5 protein-coding genes and 2 pseudogenes are annotated in these 14,389 nt (G+C 41.5%); 4 read left to right on the plus strand and 3 right to left on the minus strand.

What is annotated here, in order from left to right:
• The 3 genes and pseudogenes from ACFIKX_RS03330 to ACFIKX_RS03340 all read right to left on the minus strand — a co-directional run.
• Positions 1-352, minus strand: a pseudogene (locus tag ACFIKX_RS03330) (hypothetical protein); the annotation flags it as partial.
• An 81-nt stretch (positions 353-433) separates the two neighbouring features.
• Positions 434-1,417, minus strand: a complete 984-nt coding sequence (locus ACFIKX_RS03335) for a hypothetical protein (protein ID WP_375628159.1) — start codon at positions 1,415-1,417, stop codon at positions 434-436.
• A gap of 1,675 nt (positions 1,418-3,092) precedes the next feature.
• Positions 3,093-3,712 (minus strand): annotated as a pseudogene (locus ACFIKX_RS03340) (type ISP restriction/modification enzyme); the annotation flags it as partial.
• 256 nt (positions 3,713-3,968) lie between these two features.
• Between ACFIKX_RS03340 and ACFIKX_RS03345 the strand changes: the two are divergent.
• The 4 genes from ACFIKX_RS03345 to ACFIKX_RS03360 all read left to right on the plus strand — a co-directional run bounded on the left by ACFIKX_RS03345 (position 3,969) and on the right by ACFIKX_RS03360 (position 14,229).
• Entirely contained in the window at positions 3,969-4,148 is a 180-nt protein-coding gene (locus ACFIKX_RS03345; RefSeq protein ID WP_375612457.1) for a hypothetical protein, read from the plus strand.
• A complete protein-coding gene (locus tag ACFIKX_RS03350; protein ID WP_375628161.1) occupies positions 4,141-5,901 on the plus strand; it encodes a ShlB/FhaC/HecB family hemolysin secretion/activation protein in 1,761 nt (586 codons plus the stop codon). The genes ACFIKX_RS03345 and ACFIKX_RS03350 overlap by 8 nt, the downstream gene beginning before the upstream one ends.
• 91 nt (positions 5,902-5,992) lie before the next feature.
• Complete coding sequence (locus ACFIKX_RS03355; RefSeq protein ID WP_375661208.1) at positions 5,993-13,723, plus strand: DUF637 domain-containing protein; 7,731 nt, start codon at positions 5,993-5,995, stop codon at positions 13,721-13,723.
• Between the two features lie 20 nt (positions 13,724-13,743).
• The gene (locus ACFIKX_RS03360; protein WP_208438784.1) at positions 13,744-14,229 is read left to right on the plus strand and encodes an SMI1/KNR4 family protein; all 486 of its coding nucleotides are present in this window, start codon (positions 13,744-13,746) and stop codon (positions 14,227-14,229) included.
• Positions 14,230-14,389: the final 160 nt, after the last annotated feature.

Below are 14,389 nucleotides of genomic sequence, written 5' to 3' on the forward strand. Positions count from 1 at the left end.
CCCGCGCCTGATGATAAACCCAAGCATTATAAGAAAGATGCGCATTATCATAAACATGAGCATTTGCATAAACGCGGGCACAATCACATACATGAGCATTGCCATAAACAAAGCCCATTATAATAGCCTTATTAAAAACCTTGGCATTTTCATAAATATGGGCAGGATTTAAAACAAGAGCATTATCATAGACCCAGCAATTGCCATCATGCGAGAGGTTGTTTTCACTTTCAATAAAGCCCCCTAAATCACCAGCCTTGACATCATCAAAATCTATTAAAGCCCGAATGCGATAAAGAGTTTGATTATTAAATACACGTGTCTCATTTGTGAGTGCAAACTTTTTTTGCATAGCACAATTCCTTTATAAATAGATTTGAATTTTAGAATGAAATGTTTAAAGAGGGGCGCCCCCGCCGCGCCCGCGCGTCATTTACACAGTTGTAAAAACAATATCACCAGTGATAACGGGTTCTTTATAATTGCCACCAATTTTGGTATCACCACCAATCTCAGTATAGCCAATTACCTTGGCATTGCCATAGACATGAGCATCACCATGGACCTTGCCATAAATTTTTGCATTGTCATAAATGCGAGCATCATCATAAACCTCGGCATTATCAGAAATTAAAGCATTATTGGAAACCCAAGCGCCACCATAAACCTTGCCATAAACCTTGGCATTGTCATAAACGCAGCCCCTATCATAAACATGGGCATAACCAGTCACTATAGCATTCCCATAAACCTTGGCTTCTCTATTGACCATAGCAGCGCCACAAACATGGGCATTATCGCAAACCCTAGCATTATCAAAAACTATAGCATTTTCATAAACATGGGCATTATCATAAACCTGAGAGGTTCCTAAAACACGTGCTTTATCATAAACCTCAGCATTGCCATAAATTCTAGTTTTATCAAGAAACTTGCCATAAATAGTGTCATAAATTTTTGCATTTCCATACACTTTAGCATGTCCAAAAATATCACCATAAACCAATGCGTTCTCATATACTTGCGCATTGCCATAAACCTCAGCTCTAATATGCACGCTAGCATTGCCATAGACCCTTGCATTTTCATAAATTTTTGCAGATCCAGTAATTTTTGCATTATCCGAAACATGGGCATTATCGTAAATACGAGCATCACCATAAACCATGGCATTGCCACCGACCCAACAATCACCATTATGAGCTAAATTTGCAACCTTATGTATAAAACCGCCTAAATCACCAGCTTTTATATTAGCAAAATCCCTTAAAGCCCGAATGCGATAAAGAGTATAATCACCAACCTCTATTGTCTCACCTGTAAATTCGTATTTTTTTGCAGGCTCTTGTTGATTAGCAAGCGCGGTTTCATTTGAAATATTAGAGATAACGGGGGTGTTTTTTACTGTATTTTTCATAATTAAAACCTTGTCGTAATTAAATTTTCTATTAACAGCCTATAGAGGGCATCGGGTGCTAGAAAACACGGCGACAAGTCCGCTGCTTACACTTTTCTCATAAAGAGTATTGTATGGTGTAAACACACCCGACAAAATCCTCATATACTAACAAAAGTATAAAAGATAGCCAATTTTTAAAAGCGTTGGAAAGATTGTTTCGTAATCTATCCGCTTGTCGTTTCAAAGTGTTTTCTAATCACTTGAATATTCATATAATAAAATACGTATTTATTGTCAAACAATATTTTATCTTTTTTGATATTTTTTTGTATTTTTTTAAATACGTTGTGTGTTGATAATGTCTTATGCCTATTAATTGCTTCTTTTATATTTATATGCTTTTAAAGCTATATTATTGGCTTTCTTAAAAGATTGCGTTATTTTCTGAATCTATACATTTATAATATTTAGAAACGCTCTCATGATGCGTATTTTAAACTTTATAACCTATCAATTTTGTCACTAAATGAATTTTAAATTTTTTGTGAATTTTGTTTATAACATATTTGCAACTTAACAGCTTTTTATAGAGATGGTCTTTATAACCAATGCATTCATTTGCATTATGATTATAAAACCTTGCTGTTTTTATGCATTCTCTATAGCTGTTATATGCTTTATAGCCACCGCATCATTTTTCATTTTCATAAGAGAAACGATAAATAGGATAATTACGATTTATAGACTGTTATGAAAACATCTCAATAGAAACTGATAATNGCCTCTATTATTTTTTTTATGAGTAAAAATTAAAAACATTATATTTCAATATTTTAATATCTTTAAAACATAACCCATATCAAGAGTACAATCTTAAAAGATAACCAATGATGTGAATTGATTAAAACCTGTCAGTTATGTGTCAGTAAATTGAACTGACAAAAGTGATCATTTGAGTGAGTCATTAAAACGTGTCTTATGAAAAGCATAGGAAAGTAAAAACTGATTACGTTATCAAAATCCCTTTTATGAATTTTATCAGTTCTTTTGAATGATAATCTTATGATTTAGAGAATGATTACAACGTGCTTTATAAAAAGCATGTGATCCTTTAAAGCCTTTCAAAAGATGGTTTATAACTCATAAGAAATGCTATCAAGATCATTATAGTTATGAGTTTTGAAGGGGTTTTGAGTTTTGAGGGTTGCCCCTTTTAGATAAAAAAACGATAAAAAGTAAAAACGTTATTTTTCAATAGGTTAAGATTTTACAGATCTTAAAAAAACAACTCATATTGATAACACAACCTATAAATTCAACTAATAATATACGTTTTGAAGGGGTTTTGACGGTTTTTACACCTTCAAAACCTATAAGTAAAATGAATATACATAACTCTCTTTAAACAAAGCTTTTGAAAACAATAAAGCACTCATTTTAGATTACGGTATAATCTTTTAAAGGCAATGTAAAAAAATTTAATTCATTTTAAGAGTGGGTTTCTTAAAAGTCTTAAAGCAATCCAAATAAGAGTATTTAAAAGTGCAAATGATTTCTTTTTAGAATAACGCATATAAACACTCTTTTTAAAGATTGTATGTAATCAACTTAACAAGAGAGGTATAGATTATGGTTATAAGCTCTATACCCCTTGTAAGGTTATCACTCTCATTATGTGAGCATGCTTTATAAGTTATTCGGTTTCTCTTATTTCTAATTTTGGTAGGTTCTTAACAATTTTCATTGTTTCTAAACTTACGGTAATAACCCTCTGCAATAACTCTAGAGGGTAGGCAGGGTTGCCAATGGTTTCAACAGCATAGTGATTAGCATCATTAACAATACCACTCTTTTTATCTGTCTTAACGCATTGACGCCCCATAACCGATTCAAGAGAGATATCTGTCATGATGATATTGCTATTATAAATAACAGTTGATTTATTCTTTTCCTTACTATCCTTAATTTTTGCGAATTTCATTTCAGTTACATAATAGAATTTTTCGGGATTAGAGATTTCTGTCTGTTTTGGATTACCCTTTTTAAAGGTGACAGGATAAGGTTCTACAGTTTCATAGTTTACGTGCAAATGACCGAGTTCACGCCCTGCTGTCACAAATTTCCAAAAATCATCAGCCGTTTTTACGCAAGGGATACGAGGCAATTCTTTGCATAAATTATCAGCATAACGGGTGCGATAATCTTCTGAATGCAAAAGACTGTAAACATAATAAAACAGATCATCTTTAGTGTTTTTTCATTAGGATAAGCGGCTTTTAAATATGCTAATCCTTCATCAGTTATAGCATTACGCATTTTCTTTTTTCTTATTTTAGTAAATAAGCGATTGTCATGCTATTTTTCTTATCAAGCGATAATAATGGAGTGTTTTTTGTTGTCTCTAATATGTAACAGTTCCAATAAATTTGGTATATTCTATGAATAACAGTCTTTACTTGAAGCTCAAGATTATATTACATGCAACACCTTAAAATTAAGAAGCATATTAGAGTGTATGATTGTCATTTAACAGTGTCATTGTAAAATCTTCAAAAGCGGGGGAAATGATATGGTTTGCACAACTCATAAAGCAGGTGTATACAGTACAGTCTATGCTTTTTTCTCAGATGTTATAAGTATTATTCTCATCAAAAAATTAAAAAATTGTTACGCGGTTGGCGATTTTTTCTGTGACGCTGACGATATGGTTCATTTTGTTGCTCATTTTGAGGGCACAATGAATGCATAGATTTTTTTTCATTTTTGTTTTTGCGGCTATTTTGTGCCTTTTCTCGTTGCCGAGTTTTGCCCAAAACATTCGTGAGAAAGCGATTAATCAATCAGAGAGCATCCAACGACAACAAACACAACAACAGCGTTTTCAACGATTGCACCGTAGAAACGAAACACATGGGATATTTTTGCCAGACGATGATACCACATCTGCCTATGGTGCTTCGCCTAGTACAACCTGTTTGCTGATCAAAAGCATTGAATTTGTTGATGTTCAGTTGATTTCTCATACCGACCTTCATGAAGCCATTTCTCTTTGGGAAGGACGGTGTTTGGGGATTGCCGAAATCAATAAAGTGCTCAAAGCGGTGACCAAGCTTTATATGAAGCGCGGCTATATTGCGGTGCGGGCTTATTTGCCTGAGCAAGATTTAAGCGGCGGTCATCTCAAGATTGTTGTAGTTGAAGGTGTGATGGAAGATATCACTCTGGATGGGCATAAAGTTGAGAGGAGACTTCAAGGAGAAATCACCACGGCTTTTCCAAACCTTATTGGAAAGCCGACCAATCTGCGCCAGATAGAGCAAGGGCTTGATCAAATCAATCGGCTTTTCTCACGCCAAGCCACCATTAATCTTGGTGCGGGGAGCAATTCGGGTGGTTCGATACTCGATGTTCATATTGAAAAACAGAAACCTTGGCTTATTACGCTTTCCAGCGATAATCTTGGCGCTAAAGCAACAGGGCTTTATCAAACGCGCTTGAGCCTTTCTTTTGATGATCTGTTGGGGATCAATGATCAATGGTCGTTTAGCTATCAGCGTTCTATGGATGGTAGTCCGTATCATTTTTCTCACAAGCGCCCCAATAGTGATACTCTAACGGGATCATTTTCTCTACCCTATGGCACTTGGACAACGGGTTTTGATGGGACGTGGAGCCAATATCATTCGAGTGTTAAGGGAATATTTTCCGATATTATGACTGCGGGCAAGTCTTTATCGCTGACACCGTGGATTTCACGGGTTATCGACCGTGATCAAGAGGGAAAGACCTGGCTTACAGGACGGTTGACATGGAAATATTCTGATAATTTTATTATGGGCAGTCGGGTTGATGTTTCCAGCCGTAAACTAGCTATTGCAACCTTTGAGCTTGATCACTCGCGCAAGTGGCTTGGAGGAGAATTAAGCGCGCATATAGGGTTTCATAAAGGGTTGGCAATTCTTGGCGCTTATGACGATAAAGAGCAAGAGAATGCAACAAAAAATTCACCCAAAGGGCAATTTTCCAAATTGTCTTTTTCCCTAGGCTACATGCGTCCTTTTTCGCTCAAACAATATAACTTTCGCTATAACACGCTGTTTTCAGGACAATTATCACCCGACACATTGTTTAGTTCAGAGCAAATATCGCTTGGTGGTAGTTCCTCTGTGCGTGGGGTGCGTGAGGCGATTTATTACGGCAATAATGGGGCGTTTTGGCGCAATGAATTGTCGCTGTTGTTGCCAGGTTTTTCTTCGAGAATGGGGCGTAAATTTATGAGCCAATTTGCCCCTTATATGGCGCTTGATCTGGGGGCTGTAGCCAATAATGTAAACAAAAACAGTTTTGGCGGGAGCCTCGTTGGGGCAACTCTTGGTTTCCATGCAACCGGAGACATTACGGATATTGATGTGTCTTATTCGAATATTTTAACCCAATCGACAGTGCGAGAAAAGGGAAATGCGACAGGGTTATTTCAAGTGCGGGCATTATTAAGATTTTAGAGCAAATGGGCGGTAAAAATATCGCTGCGCTGTTTATACCCATATGGGTTGTTTTTTTAAAAGAGATAAAGAATTTTATGAGGAGCTGAAGATGCGGGGATTGAAAGATCAAAAGCATAGATTGGGATATGGATACAAGCTATGGCAGCGCGTTCTTTGTGTTTTGCAGCGAGGGATCCATAAAGGGCTTTCACTTGTTTTAAGTTTTTGCTTAGCTTTTCAGCCTTTGTTGTTGCAAGCACAAGCGCTTGGAGCGCGAAGTCCTGTTGCACAAGAGAGCCAAGGGATTAAAGCAGCTGATGGGGTTGGCTCTGTTTTCCGCCCCACGGTGGGGAAAGCCGGCAATGATGTGCCGCTGATTGATATTGTTCGCCCCAATGGACAGGGTCTTTCTCATAACAAATATGACAGTTTCAATGTTGATACCCATGGCGTGATTTTGAACAATTCGACTGAGGAGGTTTCGCGTTCACAGCTTGGGGGATTGGTGCCTGGCAACGGCAATTTGCGTTATAGCGGTGCAGCAAAGGTTATTCTTAATGAAGTGGTGAGTGCCAATCGCTCGCGTCTTGAAGGCGTGAGCGAAGTACATGGGCATATGGCGGATGTTATTATCGCCAATCCCAATGGGATTACCTGTAACGGTTGTGGCTTTATTAATACACCACGGGTGACTTTATCGACTGGACAACCGATCATTGGAGCCGATGGCGCTTTGAGTGGATTGCGTGTTGAGGGTGGTGATATCACCATAGGCTCTCGTGGGGCTGATGGGAGTGCATTAGATATTTTTGATCTTGTTTCGCGCAAGATCAGTGTCGGGGGTCCCATACAGGTCAAAGGAGATTTGGCTGTTATCGCGGGGCGCAATCATTTTGATTATGACAAACGCGAAGCAACTTCTCTTGGTTCTGATGGCAAAGAGCCGGAATTGGCGATTGATTCCAGTGAGTTTGGTGGAATGTATGCGGGGCAGATCCGCGTGATTGCCAATGATAAAGGCGCCGGCGTTAAGATGCGCGGAGACATGGTTGCCAATGCAGGCGCCATGAGATTGACAAGTGATGGCAAGCTGGTGATTGCTAAAGCACGCGCCAAAGGAGCGGTGAAGGCTCATTCTCACCACGACAGTGTACATGTGAAAGATCTGCTTTTTTCAGAAGAAGCGGTTGAACTGAAGGCTTTGAAACATGTTGAACTGGAAAAAAATGCTCGCGTTGCGGCAAGCGGTACTGTTGATGTGCACGCCGATCTGATCAAGCTCCAGTCTCATGCTCTTCTAGCAAGCGGTATTGGGAGTGATGGTCAACAGTCAGCGACGGGTTCTTTGCATTTACAGGCAGCAAAGCTTGAGGCGGGGAATGGGCGGATAGCCGCCGGTGATCTTTTAGAGATCCAAGCAGCAACAATTGATCTAAGCCGCATGCAAGACAATGATCAAACAGGGGTTTCTTCCCTTGGCGATCTAACCATTGAAACCAATCAAATCAGCGCTTTAAACAACCATATTGGTGCCAAGGGGAATATTGTCTTGAGCGCCGATGATGCGCTCACTGTAGGCGCTGGACATTATAGCGCCGGCGGTTCTCTTTTGGTGGAAGCAACAGAGCTTACATCACGTGCGCGCTTAGTGGCAGAGCAAAAAATTGACCTTTATGCGCATCACGGTGCCCTGATCCAAGAAGGCACTGTCTGGTCTAATGGGAAGATAACGCTGGATGCCCATGGTGCCCTCAATCACACGGGTGATATTATCAGTATGCAGCAGGTTGCCTTGACAGCGGGGGGCATGTTCACAACCTCTCAAGAGAGCACGATTTTAAGTTATGATGTGGTTTTAAGTGCTGATGCTTTAACCCAAGCAGGGACTGTGGAAGCCCAAGAAGGAGCATTAACCCTTCAAGTGCGTGATGGGGTCGCAAATAGCGGCACAATGCGCGGTGAGAGTGTCGATGCTCATATTGGTGCATTTACCAATCAAGGGACGTTTATTGCAACCGATGATTTGCATTTGATGGTAAGCACACAAGAAGGCGCCGATCCGCAACAAGCCTTTCTGAAGAATACATCCGAAGGTGTCCTTCAAAGTGGTGGTGTTTTTGTTGTGACCGCAGGGCAATTAGACAATGTCGGTGCGCTTGGCTCTAGTGGTGAGAATGTTGCGCTCAATGTGGCAGGAAATGTCAGCAATAGTGGGCTGATTTACGCCAAAAAATCTATGGATCTATTCAGTGATGGTAATCTGACCAACACACAGGGCAGAATGATTGCAGAAGAGGCTCTCAGCATTGGTGGGCTGAAAGAGACACGTGCTGGTCATATAAATAATGAGGCTGGTCTTCTCAGTGCTTTAGCCGGTGAGATGAAGATTGTTGCAACGTCTTTTGTCAATAAAAGCGCTGAAACGACAAATTCAGAGCAACAAAACGCTACACATGATGAAGGTGCGCATGTTTTAGCGCGGGATGGTTTGCGCATTGATGTGGGCAGTTTTGAGAATGTTGATGGTCTTATTTCTACGCAAGGGGCAGTCAATATTGTTGCTGATAGTGTGATCCAAGCAGGGCACATAGAGATTGAGCGTGGTGACCTTCAACTGACCAGCCACGGTGATTTAAGCAATAGTGGCACAATAGAAAGCAATGATACCATTGCTTTGCATGCGCAAACAAATCTCAGCCAAACGGGGCGCATTGTCTCTAAAAAGCGGATAGAGCTTTCCAGTGATGGCATATTGACAATGGGCGAGACAAGTGAGGTTGGCGCCTATGATGTAACGCTGAAGGCAGGCACACTCACCCAAACTGGGCTTGTGGAAGCGCAAGGCGGGGTACTGACTCTCAACAGTCATGATGTTTTAAGCAATTCCGGTATTATGGTGGGCGGTGTTGTTGATGCGAAGCTTGGGTCTTTAGCCAATTCAGGTCAGCTTTTAGCCAGTAACAGTTTTACGCTTGTGGCAAAAAGTCATGATCCGTCATTGGGGCAAGTTGCTCTGGTTTTAAATGGTGAAGACGGTGTTCTCAAAAGTGGTGGTGCTTTTGTCTTAACCGCAGATGTTTTGGACAATGCCGGCAGTATTGGTTCAAGTGGTGATGGGGTCGCGCTCAATGTGAGCGCTGATCTGAGTAATAGTGGGCTGATTTATGCCAAGAAATCTGCCATTTTCTCCTTAGATGGGGATTTTATCAATAAGTTTGCCGATGTCATTGCTGAAGACAATCTCATCATCCGTGGTTTAAGTGGAGAGCGGGCTGGTCATGTGATCAACAGCTCGGGTCTTTTAGAAGCCGTGTCCGGCGATATGACCTTCAATGTCTCAGCGCTTACCAACATGCGTGAAGGTGGAGTTGAAGTTAGCGATAAAGTGATTTCTCACAGTTACGTGCGAGGAGAATGGAAAGATGTCGAAAATATTGATCATTTACGTATCAAGGAAAATATCGACACCACGATCATTCGTCAGCAGCCTCATTTTACCAATAATGCTGCACAGATTTTAGTAGGACATCATCTGACAATTAATGCCGGTGATATCCGCAATAGCTATAGCTTGATTGCTGCCAATGGCAACATTGAGATGCATGGCGATACGCTGCTCAATGAGGGGCGCGATTTAATCGAAACAACTAAGATTGTAACGGAAACGCGCTACAGACATAAGCAATGTAGTATCACAAATCCAGCATGTATAAACGGTGCAGAAGAATGGGATGGTCCTACTTTTACCCAAACACTCAAACGCACTTATGATGCTGTTTACGGCACGATTGAAGCTGGTGGCACGCTTGATGCCAAGTTGACAGGCTATATTGACAATCATGCGGTGCGTGAGGGGGTTGAGCAAGTTGGCTTAAGCTCTGGCGATAAAGGTTTGGCTGGTGTTAAAAACACCGATTTTGACGGTTCCAAACCACTGATTAGTGATGATCGATTAGATGGGATTATCAATGGTTTGAAAGGGCACAAAGGGCTTTTTGCACCAAGCGCAAAAACACCCGCACCAGAATCCATACAAGTGCCAACGCAAGATGGGCTTAACTCTGTCAAGACAGAATTGGCTCAGACCCAAACACCGGATGTGCCATTTTTAATCGAGACGCGACAGGACTTTATCAATCCAAGCAAATTTTTAGGATCGGACTATTACTTAAAAAAGATTGGCAATTATAAGCCTGAGCACGTGTTCAAAAAGTTGGGGGATGCTTATTTTGAATATCGTCTGGTGGGTGAGCAAATCTTTGAGCTGACAGGTAATCGCACTCTTCTTGATGTTGAAGATCCCAATGCTCAAATGCAAAGGCTCTATGACAATGCTGTGGAGCAGCAAGATCCCTTGGGGTTAGAGCTAGGCAAGCCCTTAACGCCTCAGCAGATTGCTGGGATCAAAAATGATATGATCTGGCTTGAGACCCACCTTGTTGATGGACAAGAGGTCTTGGTACCCCACGTTTATTTGGCACCAAACACTTCTTTAGCACAAGATGTTTATGGGGCAAAAACGCAGCAAGGAAACCTTGCCAGTGCACGTTTGAAAGGCAATGGCGTCACTATAGAGACGGACCGTCTTACCAATAGTGGCACCATATCAAGTAATGGTGCATTGCATGTTTCGACTACGCAAACTTTGTTCAATAATGGTGGTTTTTTGCTTGGCAGCGGTGCTGTAGATCTCAGCAGTGGCGATCTTTTAGCCAACTCTTCAGGGGTTATTCTGGGGGATATCATCACCCTCAATGCGAAGACAATCATTGATGGTACTACAAAAATCCGTGACACGAATGAATATGGTTTTGTTGATCGGATCGGGCAGCAGGCTCAAATCATTTCTATACAGGATTTAAACATTCACTCCCTTGGCGATTTAAGCATGACTGGTGGCCAATGGAGCAGTGGTGGATCGACGACGGTGATTGTCGATGGTTCTGCTACGTTTGGTTCATTAGTGCTAGAGAGTGACCATAAGGAGACATTGGAAAAAGGGCATTATAACGCCCAAAGCAGTGAGCACCGTTTGACAGAAGTCAACAGTGATGGAGATTTGACCATTGTCACAGGTGGTGAACTGAACCTTGAGGGAAAGTTTAAAACCAAGGGCAATGGAGATTTCACCAGTGGTGGCGCTCTCAACGCGATTTCAGAGCAAGATTTTAACAGTTTTGATTTGGATCTGAGGGGCAAAGAAGGCGACAAATCGAAGCAAAAGAATAAGTTTCGTCAACAATCAACAGAAGTTACTACAAACAAAACCACGATAGAAACAGAGGGCAACCTCTCCATGCATGCGCAAAATGGGGATCTCACGCTTGATGCCATAGGGGCAAAAAGTGGTGGTCAGACGCATTTGGCATCAGATACGGGGAAGATCAAGTTTCTGACCAACAAGGATCAAGATTTTAAGGACGTTTATCAGCGTAATGAAAACCTTGTGTGGTGGAGTGAGAGCGATAAAGGTTACCTTAAGGAGACCATCGAGCATGTCACCATAGATGCTAAGGGTGGCATAAAGCTTGATGCGGGTGATGGCTTTGTTGTTGAGTATCAGGCAACCGGTGATTTAGACAAATCTCTTGAGCAATTATCTCGCTCCCCAGGCTTAGCATGGATCAAGCAACTGCGTGATGATCCAGAATTATCCAAGCAAGTTGATTGGCAAGCAGTTAAGGCTGAATTTAAAGACTGGGATTATAAAGCCCAAGGGCTGACAGAAGCCGGTGCGGCTCTCGTGGCCTTGGCTGTCACGGCGGTTACGGGCGGAGCAGCCTCTGGCGCTGCCAGTGCCATTACCGGTGCTTTGGGGCTTGGCTCGAGTACGGCCATGAATGCGGCGATACAGGCTGGTGTCCAAGCGCTGATTAACAAAAGCGCTGTGGCTCTTGTCAATAATCGCGGCAATATTGCCGGTGCCTTGCATGAGCTTGGCTCTTCAAAGAATATTCTCAGCATTGTCTCGTCGATGTTGACAGCAGGCTTAACCAGCCAACTAACCGAAATGGCTGGTGTTGGGCAATCCTTGCCCAAAACGGCTCCTCTGGTTGATCGCATCACCCGTGAGGCGGAAAAGAACTTGATCAAAGCCGCCATTGGCACAGGCGTTCAAACGGCTCTTGAGGGTGGCTCTCTTGACAAGAACTTTTTTAACAATCTGCGCATCGCCCTGTCTGATACGGTTGGCAAATCGTTGGCAGAAGAAATCGGTACCGCCAAGGCTGAAGGCAAAATAGATACGGTCACGCAGATCGTTGCCCATGCAGGACTTGGCTGCTTAAAAGGCGCTGTTGCGAGCGGTGCTTGCACAGCCGGTGCTGTGGGGGGTGCTGTGGGTGAAGCCACAGCTATGCTCCAGTTTCAATTGTGGGTGCAAGGCATTGTGAAAGAGGAAATGGGGGATCTAAACGGTCGCACCCCAACTGCGGAAGAGCAAGCGCGTATAAACGCAAAGATTGATGCGCAGTTTGCTGACTTTAGAGACCACACCATTGATGTTGCAAGGGCTGCTGGGGGCGTTGCCGCTGCCCTTGCCGGTGGCAATGTTGATGCCGGCGCTGATGCCGCAGGTAATGCCGCTGCAAATAACTTTTTGGGTAGTGCACAACGCGCTCAGATGAAGAAAGAGTTAGAAGAGTGCCCTGATGATCAGTGTCGAAGAGATGTTAACGAAAAATGGTTCGAGATTGATGAAGAGCAAGATAGGATTTTTGGGATAGGTCTTGCGAAGGGTATGATTGTTGGTGCCGTAAAAGCAATAGGAAACGGAATATCTGAGACAGCTCATGACGTTAAAGAATTAGGATCGGCAATAGGAAACGGAATATATGCGACAGTTCATGACGTTAAAGAATTAGGATCGGCAATAGGAAACAGTTCAGTTGATGAGATCTATCAAAATGCCCTTCAAGGCGTTGGAACAGCAAAAGCTTGGGCCACGAGTGGGCATATATTTGATGATGTCTGGGAAGGTGCTGGTCAACTCTGGGAAGGAGTTGGTCAATTCTGGGGAGGTGTTAAGGATTCCTTTAGAGGGCGTATAGATCACATAAAGGATTCCTTTGGGGGGCATATAGATCACATACATGAAACAATGGAGAAAGGGGGGGATGGAGCATTCAGTGCTGGTGCTGAATCTGGCGAAATGCTAGGTAAACCATTAGGAGATGTGGCTTATATAGTGGGTTCTACAGTGCTTACTGACGGTGCTGTTTCAGCAGCCAAGGGAGGCGTAAAGCTTGCGGGAAAGCTTGTAGAAAAAGATCTCATCAAATTTGCTGCTAAAGCTGAAGAAGCGGCTATAACGGGAGCAACTAGTTCTGAAGTAAATACTGCGCATGTGGGGAAAGAAATCGCACAATCGCTAGAAAAAATGAGCGATGAAGCTATTGCAACTCAATATTTGGGGCAAGAGAGAAAATTCTGGTCAAAACCTATTGAGGTTGAGTTTGAAATAACTAACAAGGGAGAAAAAATTACTCAGACAAACAAAGTCTATCAGAGAGATGATCTGTTTGATCCTAACCAGATTGTTAGTTGGACAGTAAAAGGAAAAGAAGTAAAAGGTACAAATATTGAAAGGATGAAAACAGGAAGAGCACCTCTTGACTTTAATGAAAATCCCATTGAATTGCATCATATGCTGCAAACACATGATGGTCCCATAGCAGAGGTTACAAATGCGTTTCATAATAAACATAATTCAGTTATTCATATTAATCCTAATACAATGGGATCAGCTATTGACAGAGACCTATTCGATAAATGGAGGACGAAATACTGGAAGGAACGTGCTAAAGATTATGAAAAGAAAGATATAGCAACTAAAAAATAATAATTTATGGAGAACAACCTATGAAAACTTATACTTTAGCTGATGTTGTACAATTAATTGATAAAGTAAATAAATATGATGATGAGATTATCAATTTTGGTACTGCAGAGGATGCAGTTAGTGATGTACGGATTAAAGAGGCAGAAAAAACTCTCGGTTTACAGTTTACAACTTCTTATAAGGATTTTTTAAAAAATTATAAGGGAGGAGAAATTGGTTATGAGGAAATTTTTAGCATTTATAACGCAAGTTTTGAGGATCATCCTGCTGGTGATATTGTGCATAAAAACTTATATCATAGGAAACATGGTTTTGCGACATTAGAACAGCTTGTTGTCAGTAGAACTGATTTTGGGGAGACATTTTACTTTGATTATACTCAGTTTCAGGATGGTGAATGCCCACTCTACGTCAAGATTCCATCTGGAGCGTCACATTATTATGCAAGTAATTTTTATGAATTTCTCTGTAAAAGAATTAAAGAGCACGCAGGGGAAGATTTGTGAAAACCTATACCTTAGCTGATGTTGCAGTATTAGTTGATAAATATAATGATATTATCAATTTTCGTACTGAAGAAAATGTGGCTGATGATCTACGGATTGAAAAGGCGGAGAAAGCTCTCGATTTGCAATTCACATCTTCTTATAAGAGCTTTTTAAAAAA

Source organism: Bartonella sp. CM86QHHN, assembly GCF_042194695.1.
Classification (GTDB): Bacteria; Pseudomonadota; Alphaproteobacteria; order Rhizobiales; family Rhizobiaceae; genus Bartonella.

Excerpts from the sequence above, each read along its gene's own strand:
- ACFIKX_RS03335 (WP_375628159.1), bottom strand. The coding sequence starts at position 1,417 with ATGAAAAATACAGTAAAAAACACCCCCGTTATCTCTAATATTTCAAAT.
- ACFIKX_RS03345 (WP_375612457.1), top strand. The coding sequence starts at position 3,969 with ATGGTTTGCACAACTCATAAAGCAGGTGTATACAGTACAGTCTATGCT.
- ACFIKX_RS03350 (WP_375628161.1), top strand. The coding sequence starts at position 4,141 with ATGCATAGATTTTTTTTCATTTTTGTTTTTGCGGCTATTTTGTGCCTT.
- ACFIKX_RS03355 (WP_375661208.1), top strand. The coding sequence starts at position 5,993 with ATGCGGGGATTGAAAGATCAAAAGCATAGATTGGGATATGGATACAAG.
- ACFIKX_RS03360 (WP_208438784.1), top strand. The coding sequence starts at position 13,744 with ATGAAAACTTATACTTTAGCTGATGTTGTACAATTAATTGATAAAGTA.